Origin of the sequence: Pantoea sp. LS15, assembly GCF_012241585.1 — a bacterium.
Lineage (GTDB): Bacteria > Pseudomonadota > Gammaproteobacteria > Enterobacterales > Enterobacteriaceae > Enterobacter.
The window spans coordinates 214786-237448 of record NZ_JAAVXA010000001.1; the positions used below are offsets into that span (position 1 = coordinate 214786).

The following is a 22663-nucleotide window of genomic DNA, read 5'->3' on the forward strand; positions in this document are numbered from 1 at the left end:
AGATACCTTTCTCGTGTGAACTTGCGTACTAGTTAACTAGTTCGATGGCAGGTTGTCAACCCTTGATTTCAGAATTTCAATGTAAGTCGGTATCATAGGGGTTTTGGATGTCTCCAACCTGTGATGGGAAGTGCTTTGAGCGATACCACCTACGCCAATATTTACGATTTACACAGCCATACTCAGGCCTCCGATGGCCTGCTGACACCCGAAGCACTGGTTAATCGCGCCATTGAAATGCGTGTCGGCACGCTGGCGATAACCGATCACGATACAACGGATGCTATTCAGGCAGCGCGCGCTGAGATTGCCCGCAGTGGACTTGCGTTGAATCTGGTGCCTGGCGTTGAGATATCGACCGTGTGGGAAAACCACGAAATTCATATTGTCGGCCTGAATATCAATATCGAACATCCGGCAATGTGCGCGTTTTTGCAAGAACAAAAATCACGCCGCAATCAACGAGCAGAGATGATCGGTGAACGCCTTGAAAAAGCGCACATCCCCGGAGCACTGGAAGGTGCGCAAAAGCTGGCGAACGGCGGGGCGGTGACTCGCGGCCATTTTGCCCGCTTTCTGGTTGAAGCAGGCAAAGCGACGACAATGGCGGATGTTTTCAAAAAGTATCTTGCTCGCGGGAAAACCGGATACGTTCCGCCACAGTGGTGTACAATAAAACAAGCTATTGATGTGATTCATCATTCTGGTGGCAAGGCCGTGCTGGCCCATCCGGGGCGATATAATCTTTCTGCTAAATGGCTGAAAAGACTACTGGCACACTTTGCCGAATGCGGTGGTGAGGCGATGGAAGTCGCCCAGTGTCAGCAGGCGCCCAATGAGCGCGCACAGCTCGCAACGTATGCCCGCCAGTTCGGCCTGCTTGGGTCACAAGGGTCTGATTTCCATCAGCCTTGCGCGTGGATCGAACTGGGGCGCAAGCTCTGGCTACCCGCAGGTGTGGAACCCGTCTGGCAGCTCTGGGAACAGCCGCAGCAAATTGAAGAGAGGGAAGTATGAGTCAGTTTTTTTATATCCATCCGGATAACCCGCAGGCACGTCTGATCAACCAGGCCGTGGAGATCGTTCGCAAAGGCGGGGTCATTGTCTATCCGACCGATTCTGGCTATGCGCTGGGCTGCAAAATTGAAGACAAAGGGGCGATGGAACGCATTTGCCGTATTCGCCAACTGCCAGATGGCCATAACTTTACCCTGATGTGCCGCGATCTCTCTGAGCTCTCGACTTATGCGTATGTGGATAACGTGGCGTTTCGCCTGATCAAGAACAACACGCCGGGGAACTACACCTTCATCCTCAAAGGGACAAAAGAGGTACCGCGTCGTTTGTTGCAGGAAAAACGCAAAACTATCGGGATGCGTGTACCGTCGAACCCGATTGCACAGGCGCTGCTGGAAACCCTCGGCGAACCTATGCTCTCGACCTCGCTGATGCTGCCGGGAAGTGAATTTACTGAATCCGATCCGGAAGAGATCAAAGATCGTCTGGAGAAGGTGGTCGAGTTAATTATTCATGGCGGCTATCTTGGTCAGCAGCCAACCACTGTGGTCGACTTGACCGAAGATGCGCCAGAAGTGATTCGTGAAGGCGTGGGTGATGTTAAGCCTTTCTTGTAATGGTGTAAGCAGATATACTACGCGGCCATCAAAGTAGGGGTAAGCCCTCTTTTGACCTGATTCGACGCCTGTGAAGGCGACACCTGAGGAAGCTCAATGAGCGAGAAGTTACAGAAAGTGCTGGCGCGCGCCGGCCACGGCTCACGCCGTGAAATCGAAGCCATTATTGAAGCGGGCCGCGTGAGTGTGGACGGTAAAATCGCCACGCTGGGCGACCGCGTAGAAATTGTACCGGGGCTGAAGATCCGTATTGACGGTCATCTTATCTCCGTAAAAGAGTCCGCTGAACAAATTTGCCGCGTGCTGGCTTACTACAAGCCGGAAGGCGAACTGTGTACCCGCAACGACCCGGAAGGTCGCCCGACGGTGTTTGACCGTCTGCCTAAACTGCGTGGCGCTCGCTGGATTGCAGTAGGTCGTCTGGACGTGAATACCTGCGGTCTGCTGCTGTTTACCACCGATGGTGAACTGGCAAACCGCCTGATGCACCCAAGTCGTGAAGTGGAACGTGAATACGCTGTGCGTGTCTTTGGCCAGGTTGACGAGAATAAACTGCGCGATTTGTCGCGCGGCGTTCAGCTGGAAGACGGTCCTGCTGCGTTCAAAACGATCAAATTTACCGGTGGTGAAGGTATTAACCAGTGGTACAACGTGACGCTGACTGAAGGTCGTAACCGCGAAGTACGTCGTCTGTGGGAAGCCGTCGGCGTTCAGGTGAGCCGTTTGATCCGTGTTCGTTATGGCGACATTTTGCTGCCAAAAGGTCTGCCGCGTGGCGGCTATACCGAGTTGGATCTGACCCAGACCAACTATCTGCGTGAACTGGTCGGCCTGACGCCGGAAACCACCTCTAAAGTCGCGGTTGAGAAAGATCGTCGTCGGATGAAGGCGAATCAAATCCGCCGTGCAGTGAAACGCCATAGCCAGGTAAACAGCAACCGCCGCTCTGGCAGCCGTAATAACAACGGTTAAAAAGTGAAGCCCGGTTAATGCAACCGGGCTTTTTTCTTAGTAATCAATTCCAGCTTGCGCTTTGATGCCCGCATCAAACGCATGTTTCACCGGACGCAGCTCGCTGACGGTATCTGCCAGCGCCAGAATATCCCGATGACACCCGCGTCCGGTGACGATCACCGTCTGATGTACTGGGCGGTTCTTCAGAGCATCCAGCACGGCGTCCAGCGGCAGATAGTCATAGGCGACCATGTAGGTGAGCTCATCCAGCAGAACCATATGCAGTGAAGGGTCGGCAAGCATTCTTTTGGCATGTTCCCAGACGGCAAGGCAGGCTGCGGTATCGGTTTCCCGGTTCTGGGTATTCCACGTGAACCCGGTCGCCATCACCTGAAACTCAACGCCATGTGGTTCCAGTAAATTTCGTTCACCATTGGGCCATTCCCCTTTGATAAACTGAATGACACCGACATTCTGCCCGTGCCCGACGGCACGTGTAGCGGTACCAAATGCGGCAGTGGTTTTACCTTTACCGTTGCCGGTGAATACGATGATGATCCCACGTTCGTCCTGGGCTGCCGCGACGCGAGCATCGACCTGTTCTTTCAGACGCTGCTGGCGCTGCTGATGGCGTTCTTCACTCATTGGGAAATTCCTGGTTTACGGCCTGGCTGGGCGTCAAAGGTCATCCCTGTCTTGCGGCGGCTGTCATCGCCCATTAGCCAGAGATAGAGCGGCATAATATCAGCTGGAGTTTTCAGCTTCTGTGGATCTTCGGTCGGGAACGCACTGGCACGCATTTTGGTGCGCGTTCCACCGGGGTTAATGCAATTTACGCGCAGATGGCGGCTCTGATATTCCTCCGCCAGCACCTGCATCATGCCTTCGGTGGCGAATTTTGATACGGCATAAGCTCCCCAGTTCGCCCGGCCTTCGCGGCCCACGCTGGAAGAGGTAAAGACCAGCGAACCTGACTCGGATTTGAGTAATAAAGGAAGCAATGCCTGGGTAAGGAAAAACGTCCCGTTGACGTTGACCTGCATCACCTGCTGCCAGGTATCAGGATCCTGTTCATCCATTGGGCAAACATCCCCAAGCAAACCAGCGTTGTGCAGCACGCCATCCAGTACTGGGTAGCGGGTGCTGATGCGTTGGGCAAGTTCCTGGCACACTTCGGGAGTGCAGGTGAGTAAATCGAGCGTGTACCACGCCGCCAGTGTTCCACCAGCAGCTTCAATTTCCTGCGCGACACCTTTCAATTTCTCTTCGTTGCGGCCAATCAGAATAACGCTTGCGCCATATTCAGCGTACGTCAGAGCCGCCTCGCGGCCAATTCCATCGCTGGCACCGGTAACGAGAATGATCCGGTTCTGTAGCAGGTTTTTTTGTGGTTGATAATGCACGGTGACTCCTCAGGCGTACAGTGACGCGATGACGCCTTCATGATGACTTTTCGGCTTTATGCCCGAATTAGCATGAGAATTCAATCAGTCTACAGGACGCATTACTGTAAAATTAACAATTTGCAAATATTTAAACCACAAGCCGGGGATTCCTGAAGACGGCTCGCAGAGGTAATGTCACGAGCGAGACGCATGGGCAGGGCTGTTGTACACTGCCGTGAAAGATTCGTGGTTAAATCAAGGTGGAACGCGTGGAATTACTTTCTCAATATGGGTTGTTTTTGGCCAAAATCGCGACGGTTGTCATTGCCATCGCAGTGGTTGCCGTTCTGATTGTCAACCTGACGCAGCGCAAGCGTCAGCGTGGGGAGTTACGCATCACCCGTCTGAGCGAGCAGTATAAAGAGATGCAGGAAGATATGTCCCTGGCACTGCTTGATAGTCATCAACAAAAACTGTGGCACAAAGCGCAGAAGAAAAAGCATAAGCAGGAAGCCAAAGCGGCAAAAGCAAAATCGAAGCTCAATGCGCCGCGGGAGAAGGTCACGCCACGTGTCTATGTACTCGATTTTAAAGGTAGTATGGATGCGCATGAAGTTTCCTCTCTGCGGGAGGAAGTGACTGCCGTTCTGGCTGTGGCGACAACGCAGGATCAGGTTGTTGTGCGTCTTGAAAGCCCCGGAGGTGTCGTTCACGGTTACGGGTTGGCTGCCTCACAGCTGCAGCGTCTGCGTGAAAAGCAGATCCCATTAACCGTTGCTGTGGACAAAGTGGCGGCGAGCGGTGGTTATATGATGGCGTGTGTAGCGGACAAAATTGTTGCCGCGCCGTTCTCTATCATCGGCTCAATCGGTGTGGTCGCGCAGATCCCTAACTTTAACCGTTTCCTGAAGAATAAAGAGATTGATATCGAACTTCACACGGCGGGTCAGTACAAACGAACCCTGACGCTGCTGGGTGAAAACACGGAAGAAGGGAGACAGAAATTCCGTGAAGATCTCAATGAAACGCATCACCTCTTTAAAGACTTTGTGCACCGTATGCGGCCTACGCTCGATATTGAACAGGTCGCGACGGGCGAGCACTGGTACGGTATCCAGGCACAGGAGAAAGGGCTGGTGGATGAAGTGGGTACCAGTGACGACCTGCTGTTGAATCTGATGGACGGCCGTGAGCTGGTTGGTGTGCGCTTTACCCAGCGTAAGCGACTGCTTGACCGCTTCACCAACAGTGCGGCAGAAAGTGCGGACCGTCTGTTGCTGCGTTGGTTACAACGCGGACAAAAACCGCTGCTGTAAACAAAAACGCGAGGCATATGCCTCGCGTTTTGCATTAATCGACCAGGTGATATTTCTCTGAAAGCGTATGCGCCAGGTATTTAAACATGTTAAACACGGCGGTGCTTTTCGGGGTCGGTAACCCCTGTTCGTCAAGGAAGTATTCGCCACTGAAAATCAGCACGCCATTGCGCTGCTCCACACCAGTGGCTTCAATGCCCGCCAGCGTATCTTCATGGTCACGGATAAGCTTGTTTGCTTCGATAAGCAGAGAGGCTCGGTCAATAGGTTGGGTCGTATTCTGCATAATCCACTCCTTAAACAGTGACAATAGTCTACGCCGAGGGCGCTTTGGGGGCAAATTTTCCCTGTAATGTGAGGGGGTAAGGTGCAGGGGCCTGGCTGGCGGGATTTGCTTTTGCATGCTAATAAAGTTGCGTAACGAATTTTATCAGGTAGAGTGTGCGCTTTCGTCATTCTGGCAACAGAATTGCTTGACATTCGACCGGGAATTCGTCACGAATTATACGAAATGTGAGAAAAATACCCGATAACTCAATCACCTGGACGTATTTTCTTTGACGTCCGGTAAGACAAAGGGGTTGATATCTCCTGAGGTGGCCGCAATATCATTGGCTCGCCGTCAGCGGAAGGGAAATCAACGTGCGGCGTATTCCTGGAAGAATTAAATTAGGTAAAGGTGAATATGGGTAAAGCTCTCGTCATCGTTGAGTCCCCGGCAAAAGCCAAAACGATCAATAAGTATCTGGGTAATGACTACGTGGTTAAGTCCAGCGTGGGTCATATCCGCGATTTGCCGACCAGTGGCTCAGCCAGCAAAAAGAGCGCAGACTCTACCTCCACCAAAGGGGCCAAAAAGCCTAAAAAGGATGAACGTAGCGCGCTTGTCAACCGCATGGGTGTTAACCCATGGCATAACTGGGATGCACAATATGAAGTGTTGCCCGGGAAAGAAAAAGTCGTTAACGAGCTGAAGCAGCTTGCTGAAAAAGCAGACCACATCTATCTCGCAACCGACCTTGACCGCGAAGGGGAAGCCATTGCGTGGCACCTGCGGGAAGTGATCGGTGGTGATGACAAACGCTACAGCCGTGTAGTGTTTAACGAAATTACGAAGAATGCGATTCGTCAGGCGTTTGAGAAGCCGGGCGAGCTGAATATCGACCGTGTAAACGCACAGCAGGCACGCCGTTTTATGGACCGTGTTGTGGGCTACATGGTTTCTCCACTGCTGTGGAAGAAGATTGCCCGTGGTCTGTCCGCAGGTCGTGTGCAATCTGTCGCTGTACGTCTTGTCGTTGAGCGTGAACGCGAAATTAAAGCCTTCGTACCGGAAGAGTTCTGGGAAGTTGACGCCAATGTGACGACGCCAGGTGGTGATGCTCTGCCGCTGCAGGTGAGCCATCAAAACGACAAACCGTTCCGCCCTGAAAACCGTGACCAGACCATGGCCGCCGTGGCGCTGCTGGAAAAAGCCCGCTATCAGGTGCTGGAACGTGAAGATAAACCAACCAGCAGTAAGCCTGGGGCGCCGTTTATCACCTCTACACTGCAACAGGCCGCAAGTACCCGCCTGGGCTATGGCGTGAAGAAAACCATGATGATGGCCCAGCGTTTGTATGAAGCGGGTTACATCACCTATATGCGTACCGACTCAACCAACCTGAGCCAGGACGCGGTCAACATGGTGCGCGGGTATATCAGTGACAATTTCGGTAAGAAATATCTGCCGGAAAGTGCCAATCAGTTCGCCAGTAAAGAGAATTCTCAGGAAGCGCACGAAGCGATTCGTCCTTCAGACGTCTCTGTGTTAGCTGAGTCGCTGAAAGACATGGAAGCCGATGCACAGAAGCTTTATCAACTGATCTGGCGCCAGTTCGTGGCGTGTCAGATGACACCAGCGCAGTACGACTCAACCACGCTGACCGTAGGCGCAGGTGATTTCCGACTGAAGGCGCGTGGCCGTATCCTGCGCTTCGATGGCTGGACGAAAGTCATGCCAGCGTTGCGTAAAGGTGATGAAGACCGCACGCTGCCGGCGGTTAACAAAGGTGACGAGCTGTCTCTGGTCGAACTGATCCCGGCTCAGCACTTCACCAAGCCGCCTGCGCGCTTCAGTGAAGCCTCCCTGGTGAAAGAGCTGGAAAAACGCGGTATTGGCCGTCCGTCGACCTACGCGTCAATCATCTCGACCATTCAGGATCGCGGCTACGTACGCGTTGAAAACCGTCGTTTCTATGCAGAGAAAATGGGTGAGATCGTCACCGACCGTCTGGAAGCCAACTTCCGCGAATTGATGAACTACGATTTCACCGCGCAAATGGAAGACAGCCTCGACCAGGTGGCCAGCCATCAGGCAGAGTGGAAAAAAGTACTCGACAGTTTCTTCAGTGATTTTACCGGTCAGCTTGAAAAAGCGGAGAAAGATCCTGAAGAGGGCGGCATGCTGCCTAACCAGATGGTACTGACCAGCATCGACTGCCCAACCTGTGGCCGTAAGATGGGGATCCGTACTGCAACCACGGGCGTATTCCTGGGATGCTCCGGTTATGCGCTGTCGCCAAAAGAGCGCTGCAAAACCACCATTAACCTGGTACCTGAGAACGAAGTTCTTAACGTGCTGGAAGGTGATGACGCAGAAACCAATGCCCTGCGCGCCAAACGTCGTTGTAAAAAATGCGGAACGGCGATGGACAGCTACCTGATCGATCCAAAACGCAAGCTGCACGTGTGCGGTAATAACCCAACGTGTGACGGGTATGAGATCGAAGAGGGTGAATTCCGCATCAAAGGCTATGACGGCCCGATTGTGGAGTGCGAGAAGTGTGGTTCTGAAATGCACCTGAAAATGGGACGTTTCGGTAAGTACATGGCCTGTACCAACGACGAGTGTAAAAACACGCGCAAAATTCTGCGCAACGGTGAGGTGGCGCCGCCGAAGGAAGATCCGGTTCCGCTGCCAGAGTTACCGTGTGAGAAATCAGACGCGTACTTCGTGCTGCGTGACGGCGCCGCAGGTGTGTTCCTTGCCGCCAACACCTTCCCGAAATCGCGTGAAACGCGCGCACCGTTGGTAGAAGAGCTGCATCGCTTCCGCGATCGTCTGCCTGAGAAACTGCGTTATCTGGCCGATGCGCCACAGCAGGATCCGGAAGGTAACAAGACCGTGGTGCGTTTTAGCCGTAAAACAAAGCAGCAGTATGTTGCGGCAGAGAAAGAGGGTAAAGCGACCGGATGGTCAGCCTTCTTTGTCGATGGCAAATGGGTTGAAGGCAAGAAATAATCTTCCCTAACCGTAACTTACCTGTAAAAGGGCCGGATATCCGGCCCTTTTTTATTACCTTGTTATTATTTTTTGTTCCGTACTATACAGTCAGGCTATAAATGATATAGTGGTTATAGTTAATCTGTTTTTTATTATTAAATCGTCTTAAGCGATTGACCGCATGCGCTAAATCGGATGGTCTGGCATGAAATTACAGCAGCTTCGTTATATCGTTGAGGTGGTGAATCACAACCTTAACGTCTCATCTACCGCTGAGGGGCTCTACACCTCGCAACCGGGTATCAGCAAACAAGTGCGTATGCTGGAGGACGAATTAGGTATCCAGATTTTCGCTCGCAGTGGCAAACATCTCACGCAGGTAACGCCAGCTGGACAGGAAATCATCCGCATTGCGCGGGAAGTCCTCTCTAAAGTCGACGCGATTAAGTCTGTGGCGGGGGAGCATACCTGGCCGGATAAAGGCTCGCTGTATATTGCTACGACGCATACCCAGGCGCGTTACGCCTTGCCTGGTGTTATTAAGGGCTTTATTGAGCGTTATCCACGTGTCTCTTTGCATATGCATCAGGGCTCACCGACGCAAATTGCTGAAGCGGTGTCGAAAGGCAACGCGGATTTTGCCATCGCAACGGAAGCGCTTCACCTGTATGACGATCTGGTTATGCTCCCTTGCTACCACTGGAACCGTTCGATTGTGGTGACACCCGATCACCCACTGGCGGGTAAAGGGTCGGTGACTATAGAAGAGCTGGCGCAATATCCTTTAGTGACGTATACATTCGGCTTCACCGGACGGTCTGAACTTGATACCGCCTTTAATCGTGCAGGATTAACGCCGCGTATTGTCTTTACCGCCACTGATGCTGACGTTATTAAGACCTATGTGCGGCTTGGCCTTGGGGTGGGTGTTATTGCCAGTATGGCGGTTGATCCGGTTTCAGACCCCGATCTGGTGCGCCTAGATGCGCACGATATTTTCAGCCATAGCACAACGAAAATTGGGTTCCGACGCAGCACCTTCCTGCGCAGCTATATGTATGATTTTATTCAGCGCTTTGCTCCGCATTTAACACGTGACGTGGTTGATACCGCCGTTGCATTACGCTCGAATGAAGATATTGAAGAGATGTTTAAAGACATCAAACTTCCGGCAAAATAATCACTCCCGGTATCTTTCCCTGAGGGAAAGATACCGAAATACCGGCTCAAAGCTAAATTAGAATTATCATCATCTACGCTTCCCCTGCCATATAATGTCATTACCCATTTAATCCGCATGGTTATAATGTCGTGAATTGGCGACAAAAGTAGAAACTAATTTGACGCTTCGCAAATATTTCTTTTCAGTTATTTATTTCTGGTCAAAAGATTGAATATTTCATACCTTCCGATGCATAAATTCACTGGCTTTTCGGCTAAAGTTTCTTTAGGATTTATCTCAACAGATGATTAATTGTACCAATTGTTTGGTCCTAAATGATAAGCGATGTCGATTGTATGAGGTTAGCAATGCCTTCTGGAAGTGAAGAACCGCAAAGGGATCCTGCGCTCAAGCGTAAAGCCTGGCTGGCGGTCTTTCTCGTCTCCGCCTCCTTTTGGGCGGTGGTTGCTTTCCTGGCCTGGAAATATTGGGGTTAACTATGGCACTGACGGTACGAACAGAGACGGTTAAACAGATGCGTCAGCATCGTGACAATGGTCACAAGGTACGTAAAGCACCTGTGAATGCTGTACCTGCATCCTGGAAACTGACACCGCAGCAGCAAGCCTTTATTGATGTGTTCGCGGAAGACGAACCCAAAAAACAATAATTTAGTTGATTGCGTAATGATGCAAATAGTCTGAATAGTGACTCTGCATTTTTGTACTCTTTAATAAATACACATCAGCAATATAGAGCTGAGGGCGACCTCGGAAACTTTTATAAATAATGCCTGGTGTCCCTATGATGAATAACATGACGTCTCATAAATACTGGTCATGGATCGGCGTTTTTACCGTGTCGATTCTGTTCTGGAGTCAGCTTATCTGGTTGGCCTTCCACTAAATTGTAAAACCTCGCTACGGCGGGGTTTTTTGTTTACACCCTCTGAGCACGCCTGAATTTATCAATTCGGGTTGTTATCAAAACGTTACGACATCTTTGTGTTATCTTTAATTACAGCCCTGATGATTGTCAGGACATCTCTGTAATTAAGGAGGAGCTTATGTCGTTAACCCTACGCGAAGCCAGTAAGGACACATTACAGGCAGAAAATAAAACCTGGCATTACTACAGCCTGCCGCTGGCTGCCAGGACGCTTGGGGACATTTCGCGTTTACCCAAGTCCTTAAAAGTTTTGCTGGAAAATCTCTTACGCTGGCAGGATGGTGATTCTGTCACCCTCGACGATATCCAGGCGCTGGCAGGGTGGTTGAAACATGCCCACGCCGACAGAGAAATAGCTTATCGCCCGGCAAGGGTCCTGATGCAGGACTTTACCGGTGTCCCCGCTGTGGTTGATTTAGCCGCTATGCGTGAGGCCGTAAAACGCCTGGGTGGGGATACAGCAAAAGTGAATCCGCTTTCCCCTGTGGACCTCGTCATTGACCACTCCGTCACCGTGGACCACTTTGGTGATAACGACGCCTTTGGCGAGAACGTGCGTCTGGAGATGGAGCGTAACCACGAGCGCTACGTTTTCCTGAAGTGGGGACAACAGGCATTCAGCCGGTTTAGTGTCGTTCCGCCAGGCACCGGAATTTGTCATCAGGTTAACCTTGAATATCTGGGTAAAGCCGTCTGGAGTGAGCTGCAGGATAAAGAGTGGGTGGCATATCCGGACACTCTGGTGGGAACGGATTCACATACCACTATGATTAACGGCCTCGGCGTGCTGGGATGGGGTGTTGGTGGTATCGAAGCCGAAGCCGCCATGCTTGGCCAGCCAGTATCCATGCTTATCCCGGATGTGGTGGGCTTCAAGCTGACCGGCAAGCTGTCAGAAGGTATCACTGCCACCGATCTGGTGCTCACAGTCACTCAGATGCTGCGTAAGCATGGTGTGGTAGGTAAATTTGTTGAATTCTACGGTGATGGGCTGGATTCGCTGCCGCTGGCCGACCGTGCCACCATTGCCAATATGTCCCCGGAATATGGCGCAACCTGCGGCTTTTTCCCCATTGATGATGTGACGCTGGAATATATGCGTCTGAGCGGGCGCAGTGAAGAGCAGGTGGCGCTTGTAGAGGCGTACACTAAAGCACAAGGCATGTGGCGAAACCCGGGTGATGAACCGGTCTTCACCAGCACGCTTGAGCTCGATATGGGCAGTGTTGAGGCGAGCCTTGCAGGTCCGAAACGCCCTCAGGATCGGGTAGCACTGAATGATGTGCCGAAGGCCTTTGCCGCCAGTAATGAACTGGAAGTGAATGTGGCGCAAAAAGATCATCGCCCAATCGACTACGTCCTGAACGGGCATCAGTATCAGCTCCCGGATGGCGCGGTGGTTATTGCAGCCATTACCTCCTGTACCAATACCTCGAACCCCAGCGTATTGATGGCTGCGGGTCTGCTGGCTAAAAAAGCGGTAGAGCTAGGGCTAAAAACTCAGCCGTGGGTCAAGGCTTCATTGGCACCGGGATCCAAAGTCGTGTCCGATTATCTGGCGCAGGCCAAACTGACACCGTATCTTGACGAACTGGGCTTTAACCTGGTGGGTTACGGTTGCACCACTTGCATCGGTAACTCTGGCCCACTCCCTGAACCTATTGAAACGGCGATCAAACAGGGTGATCTGACGGTAGGTGCAGTCCTTTCCGGCAACCGAAATTTTGAAGGGCGCATTCATCCGCTGGTGAAAACCAACTGGCTTGCTTCACCTCCGCTGGTGGTGGCATATGCCCTGGCCGGAAACATGAATATCAACCTGGTGACCGACCCTATTGGTCACGATCGCAAGAATGACCCGGTCTACCTGAAAGATATCTGGCCGTCTTCGCGTGAGATCGCGCTGGCTGTTGAAAAAGTGTCAACCGAGATGTTCCGCAAAGAGTATGCGGAAGTCTTTGAAGGTACGCCGGAATGGAAAGCCATCAACGTCGCGGGGTCGGATACCTATGACTGGCAGGATGATTCGACCTATATTCGCCTGTCGCCGTTCTTCGATGAAATGCAGGCTGAACCTGCGCCGCTTAAAGATATCCACGGCGCGCGCATTCTGGCGATGCTGGGCGATTCTGTCACCACGGACCATATCTCTCCGGCTGGGAGTATCAAAGCCGACAGCCCGGCAGGCCGTTATTTGCAAAGCCGGGGTGTTGAACGGCGTGATTTTAACTCCTATGGATCGCGTCGCGGTAACCATGAGGTCATGATGCGCGGCACATTTGCCAACATTCGCATTCGTAACGAGATGGTACCGGGCGTGGAAGGGGGCATGACGCGCCATCTGCCAGGTACGGAAGTCGTTTCGATTTATGATGCGGCTGTCAAATATCAACAGGAAGGTACGCCGTTGGCGGTGATCGCCGGGAAAGAGTACGGTTCTGGCTCAAGTCGTGACTGGGCAGCGAAAGGCCCGCGCCTGCTTGGTGTTCGTGTAGTCATTGCCGAATCGTTTGAACGAATTCACCGCTCGAATCTTATTGGGATGGGGATCCTGCCACTTGAGTTTCCGCAGGGAGTCACGCGTAAAACGCTGGGCTTGAGCGGAGAGGAGCAGATTGATATTAGTGGTCTGCAAAATTTACAGCCTGGTAAAACGGTGCCAGTGAAATTAACGCGGGCAGACGGAAAAACCGAGGTACTGGAGTGCCGGTGTCGTATTGATACGGCAACAGAGCTGACCTATTACCAGAACGACGGTATTTTACATTACGTGATTCGTAAGATGCTGGATTGACGAAACCAGCCCGGCACATGTGCCGGGCTTTTTGATATTACTCTTTGAGCAGGTGGCCCATTTTCGCGGCTTTGGTATCAAGATAGTGGGCATTTTTAGGATTACGGCCCACAATCAGCGGTACACGCTCAACGATATTGATCCCCGCCTCGGTCAGTATTTCCACTTTTTTCGGGTTATTGGTCAACAGACGAACTTCATCTACACCCAAAAGCTTGAACATATCGGCACACAGGGTGAAGTCACGTTCATCGGCGGCAAAGCCGAGCTGATGGTTCGCTTCAACTGTATCGTAGCCCTGGTCCTGCAGCGCGTAGGCGCGGATTTTATTCAGCAGACCAATGTTACGGCCTTCCTGGCGATGATAGAGCAGAACCCCACGGCCTTCCTCTGCGATGTGAGTCAGCGCTGCTTCCAGCTGGAAACCGCAATCACAGCGCAGGCTGAACAACGCATCACCCGTCAGACACTCCGAATGTACGCGGGACAGAACCGGCGTCTGCCCTGAAATGTCGCCATACACCAGCGCGACATGATCCTGTCCGGTTGCCAGTTCTTCAAATCCCACCATCAGGAAATCGCCCCATGGGGTTGGCAGTTTGGCTTCTGCCACACGTTTAAGCTGCATGTGATTCTCCAGAGTAGGCTGACACGTGTCGTGCCTTTCGCCTGTTTTGCTTTCTGTATCAGTTCATTTTGCCACAAGCTCAGCATGTTCACCTAATGGGCACCATGCTATATGAACGTTAAACGCACGATCCGACATATCCACGTATCGAATAAATTTCAGTTATGATTGTGACGCTTAGCAAAAAAGGAGAAGACATGCTTTCAATCGCCAGACGTACGGCAGCAGGTGCGGCCATTTTACTGATTATGCCTATAGCCGTATGGGTTTCGGGCTGGATGTGGCAGCCCGGGCAGAATGCGACATGCCTGAAAACGTTATACTGGATAACGGAAACCGTCACCCAGCCATGGGGAATTATTACCCACATCCTTCTCTGCGCGTGGTTTCTGTGGTGTCTGCGTTTCCGACTGCGGGCGGCGCTAATGCTTTTTGTGATCCTCGGTGCTGCCATTGTTATTGGTCAGGGCGTGAAATCCTGGGTTAAAGATCACGTTCAGGAGCCACGGCCTTTTGTCGTCTGGCTGGAAAAAGCTCACCATATTCCTGTGGATGAATTCTACAATTTAAAACGTAAAGATCGTGGCGCACTGGTGAAAGAGCAGCTTGCTGAACAGCAGGATATTCCGAAGTTTTTGCGTAAACACTGGCAAAAAGAGACCGGGTTCGCGTTTCCTTCCGGCCACACCATGTTTGCGGCCAGTTGGGCCTTACTGGGTATTGGGTTACTCTGGCCGAGACGTCGAACAGTGACTATCGTGATTTTACTGGTCTGGGCGACAGGGGTGATGGGAAGCCGCTTATTGCTGGGGATGCACTGGCCACAGGACCTGGCGGTCGCTACGCTGATCTCATGGCTGCTGGTCACGCTGGCGACCTGGCTTGCGGAACGACTCTGCGGTCCTTTAACGCCACCGCCAGAAGAGAAAGAAGAAATTGCCGAACGGGAACAAAGTGACGGCTGACAGTTGATAATCCGTCTTTCGCCCATAAATCCATAGCTGGCGCGTTACTTTTTCCGTTTCGCGCTCGTCACTAAAATGGTAATTTATAAGACTGATTGCGGTGAATTGAACACACTTTATTCGCTTGAACCACATAACGGGAAGTAATGTGAAATATTTACTCATTTTCTTACTGGTATTGGCGATTTTTGTCATTTCAGTCACATTGGGTGCACAAAACGACCAACAGGTGACGTTTAACTATCTGCTGGCGCAGGGCGAGTATCGGGTATCGAGCCTGCTGGCGGTCCTGTTTGCTGCGGGTTTTGCCATCGGCTGGCTGGTTTGTGGTCTTTTTTGGTTGAAAGTCCGTGTTTCTCTTGCGCGCGCTGAACGTAAAATTAAACGCCTCGAAAATAACATTGCGCCTGCGTCCGACATTCCGGAAAGCTCTGGTGTACCGGTCGTGAAGGAATAATCGACTATGCTGGAGTTGTTGTTTCTGCTTTTGCCTGTAGCCGCAGCCTATGGCTGGTATATGGGCCGCAGAAGTGCGCAACAAACAAAGCAGGATGAGGCCAACCGACTCTCCCGTGACTACGTTGCGGGGGTTAACTTCTTGCTGAGTAATCAGCAGGACAAAGCGGTAGACCTGTTCCTCGATATGCTGAAAGAGGATACGGGAACCGTTGAAGCGCATCTCACCCTGGGGAACCTGTTCCGCTCACGCGGCGAGGTTGACCGCGCGATTCGTATCCACCAGACCCTGATGGAAAGCGCCTCCCTGACCTACGATCAACGACTCCTTGCGGTACAACAGTTGGGGCGGGATTACATGGCCGCAGGGTTGTACGATCGCGCTGAAGATATGTTCACGCAGCTGGTGGATGAAACTGATTTCCGCATCGGCGCACTGCAGCAGTTGCTGCAGATTTATCAGGCCACCAGCGACTGGCAAAAAGCTATCGATACCGCGGAACGTCTGGTTAAACTGGGTAAAGATAAACAGCGCGTAGAGATAGCTCATTTTTACTGCGAATTAGCCCTTCAGCAGATGGGCAGCGACGACATGGACAAAGCCATGACGTTGTTGAAGAAAGGCGCCGCCGCCGATCGTAATAGCGCCCGTATCTCGATCATGATGGGCCGCGTCTTTATGGCGAATGGCGATTACGCCAAAGCCGTTGAAAGCTTGCTGCGTGTTATCGACCAGGACAAAGAACTGGTCAGTGAAACGCTGGAGATGCTGCAAACCTGCTATCAACAATTGGGTAAGCAGGAAGAGTGGGTGGCATTCCTGCGTCGTTGTGTGGAAGAGAATACCGGTGCGACTGCAGAACTGATGCTTTCAGACGTGGTTGAGCAGTATGAGGGGAGCGACACCGCGCAGGTATATATTACACGTCAGTTGCAACGTCATCCGACCATGCGGGTCTTCCATAAGCTGATGGATTACCACCTGAATGATGCTGAAGAGGGGCGTGCTAAAGAGAGCCTGATGGTGCTTCGCGACATGGTAGGCGAGCAGGTGCGCAGCAAGCCGCGCTATCGTTGCCAGAAGTGCGGGTTTACCGCGTATACGCTCTACTGGCACTGTCCTTCATGCCGTGCATGGTCCACCATCAAGCCAATTCGCGGCCTCGACGGGCAGTAATTTTTTAAAACACCGCATTTTAGTTACAACATACTGATGGTTTTTACCACTTCCTGAACTCCGTGCGGTTTGCCAGCCTGGCAGGAAAGCAAATGGATTCTGTCAATTTGCGGCGGTGGCAGGTAGAATGCTCGCCGTTTATCTGTTCCGCGCCGCTGCGCGCCCATAGACGAAAAGGGCTGGTCATGACGTCTGTTACTTCCTCCACTTCCCGCGTAATTACGGATTCTCCTGTTGTCGTTGCGCTTGATTACAATAAGCGCGACGCTGCACTGGCCTTTGTCGACGGCATCGATCCTCGCGACTGCCGTCTGAAAGTTGGCAAAGAGATGTTCACGCTGTTTGGGCCGCAAATCGTACGCGATCTGCAACAGCGCGGCTTTGACGTTTTCCTCGACCTTAAATTCCATGATATTCCAAATACCACGGCACACGCTGTTGCTGCCGCTGCGGATCTGGGGGTATGGATGGTTAACGTTCATGCGTCGGGTGGGGCAAGAATGATGACGGCCGCGCGCGAAGCGCTTCTGCCGTTCGGTAGTGATGCACCATTACTGATTGCAGTCACCGTGCTGACCAGTATGGACGAGAGTGATTTACGCGACCTGGGTGTGACGTTGTCACCTGCGGAACATGCTGAGCGCCTCGCACGTCTGACACAAAATTGTGGTCTTGATGGTGTTGTCTGTTCGGCTCAGGAAGCGGTGCGTTTCAAATCAGTTCTGGGGCAGGATTTTAAACTTGTTACCCCGGGGATCCGTCCCGCAGGCAGTGAGGTGGGCGATCAGCGCCGTATTATGACGCCTGAACAGGCGCTGGCTGCAGGTGTTGATTATATGGTCATCGGACGTCCGGTGACGCAGTCAGCGAACCCGGCAGAGACCCTTAAGGCTATCAACGCGTCGCTGAAAAAGGGGGCGTAATGACCGATTCCAACAGCCGTCTTGTTTACTCTACCGAAAGCGGGCGTATAGACGAACCGAAAACGAAAGTGGAACGTCCGAAGGGGGACGGTATCGTTCGGATCCAGCGTCAAACCAGTGGACGAAAAGGAAAGGGGGTCTGCCTTATCTCCGGAATTGATCTGGATGATGCGGAGCTGACAAAGCTGGCGGCTGAGCTGAAAAAGAAATGTGGCTGCGGCGGTGCCGTAAAAGACGGCATTATCGAAATCCAGGGCGATAAGCGCGATTTAATTAAATCTCTGCTCGAAGCCAAAGGCATGAAAGTCAAACTGGCAGGCGGCTAATATAAATGAGCCACGGCAATTGCCGTGGCTCGTGTTATATACGTGCGTAAGTCAGACCTGAAAATGCGTTCAAAATATCGCAAGACGCAGGAGGCTTATAGAATGATTATTTGCCAACCTGATGACCGATAATACCGCCGACAGCAGCACCACCTAATGTACCCAGCGTACTACCATCTGTTAAAATTGCACCACCGAGAGCACCCGCACCGGCACCGATCGCGGTGTTGCGGTCACGTTTAGACCAGTTAGAGCAAGCGCTCAGGGACATTGCTACAGTGATTGCCAGAACAGCGGCGGCTAATTTTTTGCTGGTTAAGGTCATAATACTTTCTCCTGAATTATCAATTCACGGAAATAGGTACACATTAAGTTTAGGCGAATCGCATACTTAATTCTGTTCTCCGTGAAAGCTGGTCGCGCAGGTGTTACGTAATCACGCAGGTGATAGTCACTTCCTGTTATATCGCTAACATTAATTTTACGACTTTAGGGCAGCTTAAACAGGTAAAAAATCTTAAAGGGAGGTTAGGAATCATCTCAGAGAATGGGCTGCGTATGCGCCCGAAAGTCGGGCGCACAATGTGCTCAGGCGGGTGTTTTAATAATATTGACGATAAGTCCGTCATCTTCCAGTTTATTACGGTGCGTTTCGCTCAAACGTTCATCAGTAATGACCCGGCTAAAGCGGGAGACTGGCCCCATTGTATAAGGGTGAACAGCGCCAAATTTTGAGCTATCAGTGAGCACAATGGCTTCACACTCTTTTTCGAGTACCGCATTCACCACATCAGAACGCATCATATCCCGGCCGGTGAAGCCTGTCTCCGGTTGCCAGCCGTCGATCCCGATAAAAGCCTTGCTGAAATGGACCTGCTGGACATACTGACGTGTCAGTGGGCCTACCATGCTTTCACTTTTTTTCTGGTAAATTCCCCCCAGCAGAATCACTTCACAGCGTGTTTCTTTGAGTAAATGCGCGATATAGCTACTGACAGTAATGATGGTAACGTCTTTCTGATCGGCAAGCGTACGCGCCAGGAGGGCGTTGCTGCTGCCGTTTTCAATAAAAACGGTCTCACCATTATTCACTAAAGACGCGGCAAATTCCGCCAGTTCACGTTTAAGCGCGTAGTTATTCATCATTCGCGTTTCAACGTCTTCGCTATCCAGCGGGACAGCATATCCATGCGCACGACGCAGGTAACTCTGTTTCTCCAGCAGATTAAGATCCTGGCGGATTGTGACTTCAGAAACACCCGTGGTTTTAGCGAGATCGACCACACTTACGCGTCCCTGATCGATGACCATCTGCAAAATAATTTGTTGTCGGGAATTCATAGCATCCATTTAATAAAGCGAAACGAGGTCGGGAACGCTGGGGTTAAACTTCCCACGGCGCCTTTGGCTGTCGGTTTTCTGGCGCAATGTCGGCGCCATTCTGAGCAAGAAGTTCAGACTTCAGGATCTCAAGATTACGGATCGCAGAGTGATAATCGCCCGCCACCAGGATATCCAGCACGGTATCAATACGTTGTGCTACGGCTTGTGCATCAATAGTAGACATAATCTCACCCCAGGAGTGAAAAGTTAATATTTTCAATGATGCAGAAAATAGGATCAAAAGAGAAGGGAAAAAATGCAATAACTAAATTACATAAACAACAGTGATAAATTTATTCCCTCTCATGCAGTGGGCTTAATGAGTGGATTAGTCTAAAACTGCGCGCAAGGCGCTTTTTTATAAGAGGAATTAGACTATGACAGTTATCAATCAGCCTACATGCACACTCTTTACCGATACTAAACGTTTCACCCAGTTATCAGGGTACTACGAGGCGGAGCGCCATACCGTCTGGATGATGCTGCAGGCTCAGCCACGTCCTTGTTTCAACCATGCATTAATTGAGGAGATCATGAACCTCTCATGGTTGGTTCGTCAGTCCGGTTTTGAGGTCGATTTTTGGGTAACCGGATCGCTGGTTCCTGAAATGTACAATACAGGAGGTGATTTGCAGTTCTTCGTCGAGTGCATTCAAAACGGTCGTCGGGAAGCGTTACGGGCATATGCACGTGCCTGCGTTGATTGCGTTCATGCGGCATCACGCGGGTTTGATACAGGGGCTATCACTCTGGCAATGGTCGAAGGCAGTGCGTTAGGTGGCGGGTTTGAGGCCGCTTTGGCGCACCATTTCGTACTGGCTCAGCGCGATGCCCGTTTAGGTTTCCCCGAGATTGCCTTCAACCTGTTCCCGGGCATGGGAGGATATTCACTGGTCGCCCGGCGTTCAGGTATGAAACTGGCGGAGGAACTCATCTACAAAGGGGAGTCGCATACGGCAGAATGGTACGAACAGCATGGGCTGGTGGATGTGCTGTTTGAACCCGGACAAAGCTATGTCTCTGTCAGGACATTTATCGACACACTGCGGCCAAAACTGAACGGAGTAAGGGCAATGTTACGTGCCCGTACACGCGTTCTGCAGTTGCCCCGCAGTGAGCTGATGGACATTACGGAAGACTGGGTTGATGCCGCGTTCTGCCTCGAGCCGAAAGATATCGCCTATATGGAGCGTCTGGTTATGTTGCAAAACCGCCATCATGCGGCGGGTTTACGCAAAGCCAGTTAACGCAGTTTTCGCGATTGATATCGTTTTAGCCATCGCTCGAATACGGCAGCGGGCATCGGCTTAGCAAAAAGAAAACCCTGCCGTTCGTTGACGCCATTCTTAGTCAGAAAGGCGTCTTCTTTTGCACTCTCCACGCCTTCGGCGATCACCTGCAGGTTTAACGCCTGCGCCACCGCGACGATGGCACGTACCAGGGACTGGGAGATGGATTGCTTATGAATATCCCTGACAAAAGATTGATCGAGTTTAATGGCATCGATCGGGAACCGGGCCAGTTGGGAGAGCGAAGAGTAGCCTGTGCCAAAATCATCCAGATGAATTTGCGCCCCTAACTTGCTGAACTGCTGAATAACAGAGAGCGCCAGCTCTTCGTTCTCGATAAGACAGCTTTCGGTTAACTCAACGTCCACAGGGCAGTATTCAAAGTGCAGATCTTTTAGCGCCTGTTTTAAATCACTGAAAATAGTCTGATCGGCCAGCTGGCGCGCAGAGACGTTCACGGCCACGCGCAGATTAATCCCCTTGTCGCGCCATTTCGCGATCTGGCGAACCACATCCAGCATCACCCAGCGGCCCAGGGGCACAATCAAACCCGACTCTTCGGCATAAGAGATAAATTCCAGAGGAGGGATCAAACCACGTTCTGGTGACTGCCAGCGGACCAGTGCTTCAAGACTACGGACTTCCCCACGCCAGGTTATTTTGGGCTGGTAGTGGATCAGCAACTGATCGTTATCCAGTGCTTTACGCAGGTTGGTGTCCAGCCAGAGATATTCAAATACGCGCTGGTTCATCTCAGGTGAGAAGACACAAAACTTACCCCGACCGTTCTCTTTGGCGGTGTACATGGCAGTATCGGCATTACGAATAACACTTTCCCGGTCATTCCCATGCTGTGGCGCGAGCGCGATACCGAGTGAACAGCCGGTGTAAACCTCAATCAGACCGATTCTGAACGGCTGACGCAGACGGGTTAAAATGCGCGACGCCATCGCTTCCAGAGAACCCTGCGAGGTATTTGTGGCCATGACAATAAACTCATCACCGCCGAGCCGCGCCAGAACCTGGCCTTCATCAAGACAACTCAAAATAGCGAGTGCGACAGCCTGTAGCAGCTGATCGCCAAACATATGCCCGTAGGCATCGTTGACCTTTTTGAAGTTATCGAGATCGAGATAGACCACACCCACCTGCATTTCACCGCGATTGTCGATGGCGTCTGAAATCAGTTCGTGGATCGCATTGCGGTTTGGCAACCCGGTGATGGTATCAGTATTGGCCAGCACGCGCAGCCGCTCCTGAGCACGACGTTCCTCTGTAATATCGGTACCGGAACAGATAAGAAAAATTTCATTTTTACCGCTGCCGCTGTGAACAAATTTGTTTCTGAACAGAAACAATCTTTGTCCTTTGCGCGTTTTGATCCAGCGTTCGACTTCATATGAACTGCCGTTACGAAAGAAACCGGTAATGTTGCGCTTTGAAGCCGCTGCTTCGCTGCGGCTCATAAAGAGCTTAAACACGTTCTGGCCAATGACTTCCTGTTCTTTCAGGCCGGTGTACTCTTCACTCAATCGGTTAAAACGCTGGATATTACCGTTATGATCGAGAATAACGATGACGGAGTTGGCTTCTGAGACCACCTGTTCCGCAAAAGAGAGACCCTGTGCCAGATCGCGGGCTACGGAGGGCGTATCATTCCAGGAGGAGGCGGTGCCGGCCCACTCATTGCGGGTTATTTTGCGCCCGACAAGATGGACAGGGACATTTTCCCCGTACAAAGAGAGCGTCATTGAAATGCTGGAGGTTATGACAGTTAACTGACGGATGAGATCGGCCTGTTCGTCGTCCAGCGACACCACCTGAGTCACATCGGCATTTTCACTGGCGGCAAGGTGCAGAGCATTGCTGTCAGCTGATAATCGCCACCATGGGCTGTGAGTACCCATGTAACGAAACAGCAAATTCTGCTCCAGATCGTCCATCATGTATTCTCCCGCAGCTGCTCATTAGCGCACAAATTATTCATTTGCTGTCGACTTTTCCGTTGTGAAACAGCGGCAAAACCGAAGTGAACTTATTGTTTTTTCCCTGAATTCT

At 51.6% G+C, this 22663-nt stretch carries 24 protein-coding genes; 16 read left to right on the top strand and 8 right to left on the bottom strand.

Annotation, left to right across the window (positions count from 1 at the left end; all coding sequences use genetic code 11):
- Nucleotides 1-135 precede the first annotated feature (135 nt).
- From rnm to rluB, 3 genes are all read left to right on the top strand, one after another.
- On the top strand, nucleotides 136-1017 hold the full coding sequence (gene rnm, locus HED65_RS01010) for an RNase RNM (protein WP_114977038.1): 882 nt from the start codon (nucleotides 136-138) through the stop codon (nucleotides 1015-1017).
- On the top strand, nucleotides 1014-1634 hold the full coding sequence (locus HED65_RS01015) for an L-threonylcarbamoyladenylate synthase (protein WP_114977039.1): 621 nt from the start codon (nucleotides 1014-1016) through the stop codon (nucleotides 1632-1634). Before rnm ends, HED65_RS01015 begins: the two co-directional genes overlap by 4 nt.
- Before the next feature lie 96 nt (nucleotides 1635-1730).
- Entirely contained in the window at nucleotides 1731-2606 is an 876-nt protein-coding gene (gene rluB, locus HED65_RS01020) for a 23S rRNA pseudouridine(2605) synthase RluB (RefSeq protein ID WP_028013408.1), read from the top strand.
- Nucleotides 2607-2642: 36 nt separating this feature from the next.
- Here the strand turns inward: rluB and cobO are convergent, their stop codons facing one another.
- Together cobO and HED65_RS01030 are read right to left on the bottom strand one after the other, a co-directional pair.
- Nucleotides 2643-3233: a cob(I)yrinic acid a,c-diamide adenosyltransferase gene (cobO, locus tag HED65_RS01025; RefSeq protein ID WP_114977040.1), complete on the bottom strand. Its 591-nt coding sequence runs from the start codon at nucleotides 3231-3233 to the stop codon at nucleotides 2643-2645.
- Nucleotides 3230-3991, bottom strand: a complete 762-nt coding sequence (locus HED65_RS01030) for a YciK family oxidoreductase (RefSeq protein ID WP_028018798.1) — start codon at nucleotides 3989-3991, stop codon at nucleotides 3230-3232. The genes cobO and HED65_RS01030 overlap by 4 nt, the downstream gene beginning before the upstream one ends.
- Before the next feature lie 251 nt (nucleotides 3992-4242).
- Between HED65_RS01030 and sohB the strand changes: the two genes are divergently transcribed.
- Nucleotides 4243-5289: a protease SohB gene (gene sohB, locus HED65_RS01035; protein WP_114977041.1), complete on the top strand. Its 1047-nt coding sequence runs from the start codon at nucleotides 4243-4245 to the stop codon at nucleotides 5287-5289.
- A 34-nt stretch (nucleotides 5290-5323) separates the two neighbouring features.
- Here sohB and HED65_RS01040 read toward each other — a convergent pair whose 3' ends face one another.
- A complete protein-coding gene (locus tag HED65_RS01040) occupies nucleotides 5324-5575 on the bottom strand; it encodes a YciN family protein (protein WP_023312072.1) in 252 nt (83 codons plus the stop codon).
- Between the two features lie 399 nt (nucleotides 5576-5974).
- Here HED65_RS01040 and topA point away from each other — a divergent pair, with 399 nt between their 5' ends.
- The 6 genes from topA (at nucleotide 5975) to acnA (ending at nucleotide 13458) form a co-directional block, all read left to right on the top strand.
- Nucleotides 5975-8572 carry a type I DNA topoisomerase gene (gene topA, locus HED65_RS01045; protein WP_114977042.1) on the top strand — a complete coding sequence of 866 codons (2598 nt, stop codon included), beginning with the start codon at nucleotides 5975-5977 and terminating at the stop codon, nucleotides 8570-8572.
- A 187-nt stretch (nucleotides 8573-8759) separates the two neighbouring features.
- A complete protein-coding gene (gene cysB / locus HED65_RS01050; protein ID WP_006175683.1) occupies nucleotides 8760-9734 on the top strand; it encodes an HTH-type transcriptional regulator CysB in 975 nt (324 codons plus the stop codon).
- A 338-nt stretch (nucleotides 9735-10072) separates the two neighbouring features.
- Nucleotides 10073-10213, top strand: coding sequence for a YmiA family putative membrane protein (locus tag HED65_RS01055; RefSeq protein WP_223256796.1), 141 nt, complete (start codon nucleotides 10073-10075; stop codon nucleotides 10211-10213).
- A gap of 2 nt (nucleotides 10214-10215) precedes the next feature.
- Nucleotides 10216-10386, top strand: coding sequence for a YciX family protein (locus tag HED65_RS01060; RefSeq protein ID WP_165383583.1), 171 nt, complete (start codon nucleotides 10216-10218; stop codon nucleotides 10384-10386).
- Nucleotides 10387-10523: 137 nt separating this feature from the next.
- The gene (ymiC, locus tag HED65_RS22585) at nucleotides 10524-10622 is read left to right on the top strand and encodes a small membrane protein YmiC (protein WP_223256802.1); all 99 of its coding nucleotides are present in this window, start codon (nucleotides 10524-10526) and stop codon (nucleotides 10620-10622) included.
- A gap of 160 nt (nucleotides 10623-10782) precedes the next feature.
- Nucleotides 10783-13458: an aconitate hydratase AcnA gene (gene acnA / locus HED65_RS01065; protein WP_114977044.1), complete on the top strand. Its 2676-nt coding sequence runs from the start codon at nucleotides 10783-10785 to the stop codon at nucleotides 13456-13458.
- Nucleotides 13459-13495: 37 nt separating this feature from the next.
- Here the strand turns inward: acnA and ribA are convergent, their stop codons facing one another.
- Nucleotides 13496-14086, bottom strand: coding sequence for a GTP cyclohydrolase II (gene ribA, locus HED65_RS01070; protein WP_028013401.1), 591 nt, complete (start codon nucleotides 14084-14086; stop codon nucleotides 13496-13498).
- 197 nt (nucleotides 14087-14283) lie between these two features.
- Between ribA and pgpB the strand changes: the two genes are divergently transcribed.
- From pgpB to yciH, 5 genes are all read left to right on the top strand, one after another.
- Nucleotides 14284-15051 carry a phosphatidylglycerophosphatase B gene (gene pgpB / locus HED65_RS01075; protein ID WP_114977045.1) on the top strand — a complete coding sequence of 256 codons (768 nt, stop codon included), beginning with the start codon at nucleotides 14284-14286 and terminating at the stop codon, nucleotides 15049-15051.
- Between the two features lie 148 nt (nucleotides 15052-15199).
- Nucleotides 15200-15508 carry a LapA family protein gene (locus HED65_RS01080; RefSeq protein ID WP_023312067.1) on the top strand — a complete coding sequence of 103 codons (309 nt, stop codon included), beginning with the start codon at nucleotides 15200-15202 and terminating at the stop codon, nucleotides 15506-15508.
- Nucleotides 15509-15514: 6 nt separating this feature from the next.
- The gene (gene lapB, locus HED65_RS01085; protein ID WP_114977047.1) at nucleotides 15515-16684 is read left to right on the top strand and encodes a lipopolysaccharide assembly protein LapB; all 1170 of its coding nucleotides are present in this window, start codon (nucleotides 15515-15517) and stop codon (nucleotides 16682-16684) included.
- A 185-nt stretch (nucleotides 16685-16869) separates the two neighbouring features.
- Nucleotides 16870-17607 carry an orotidine-5'-phosphate decarboxylase gene (gene pyrF, locus HED65_RS01090; RefSeq protein WP_114977454.1) on the top strand — a complete coding sequence of 246 codons (738 nt, stop codon included), beginning with the start codon at nucleotides 16870-16872 and terminating at the stop codon, nucleotides 17605-17607.
- Nucleotides 17607-17933: a stress response translation initiation inhibitor YciH gene (gene yciH, locus HED65_RS01095; RefSeq protein WP_008501215.1), complete on the top strand. Its 327-nt coding sequence runs from the start codon at nucleotides 17607-17609 to the stop codon at nucleotides 17931-17933. The genes pyrF and yciH overlap by 1 nt, the downstream gene beginning before the upstream one ends.
- A 106-nt stretch (nucleotides 17934-18039) precedes the next feature.
- Here yciH and osmB read toward each other — a convergent pair whose 3' ends face one another.
- The 3 genes from osmB to HED65_RS01110 all read right to left on the bottom strand — a co-directional run bounded on the left by osmB (nucleotide 18040) and on the right by HED65_RS01110 (nucleotide 19500).
- Entirely contained in the window at nucleotides 18040-18258 is a 219-nt protein-coding gene (gene osmB, locus HED65_RS01100) for an osmotically-inducible lipoprotein OsmB (RefSeq protein ID WP_114977048.1), read from the bottom strand.
- A 263-nt stretch (nucleotides 18259-18521) separates the two neighbouring features.
- Nucleotides 18522-19274, bottom strand: coding sequence for a DNA-binding transcriptional regulator YciT (gene yciT, locus HED65_RS01105; RefSeq protein WP_114977049.1), 753 nt, complete (start codon nucleotides 19272-19274; stop codon nucleotides 18522-18524).
- Nucleotides 19275-19317: 43 nt separating this feature from the next.
- A complete protein-coding gene (locus tag HED65_RS01110) occupies nucleotides 19318-19500 on the bottom strand; it encodes a YciZ family protein (protein WP_114977050.1) in 183 nt (60 codons plus the stop codon).
- A 193-nt stretch (nucleotides 19501-19693) separates the two neighbouring features.
- Here HED65_RS01110 and HED65_RS01115 point away from each other — a divergent pair, with 193 nt between their 5' ends.
- Nucleotides 19694-20563 (top strand): crotonase/enoyl-CoA hydratase family protein, encoded by an 870-nt coding sequence (locus HED65_RS01115; protein WP_114977051.1) that lies wholly within the window; start codon nucleotides 19694-19696, stop codon nucleotides 20561-20563.
- On the opposite strand, the gene pdeR is transcribed toward HED65_RS01115, so the two are convergent.
- On the bottom strand, nucleotides 20560-22551 hold the full coding sequence (gene pdeR, locus HED65_RS01120) for a cyclic di-GMP phosphodiesterase (RefSeq protein WP_114977052.1): 1992 nt from the start codon (nucleotides 22549-22551) through the stop codon (nucleotides 20560-20562). The two genes, HED65_RS01115 and pdeR, sit on opposite strands and share 4 nt — an antisense overlap.
- Nucleotides 22552-22663 lie beyond the last annotated feature (112 nt).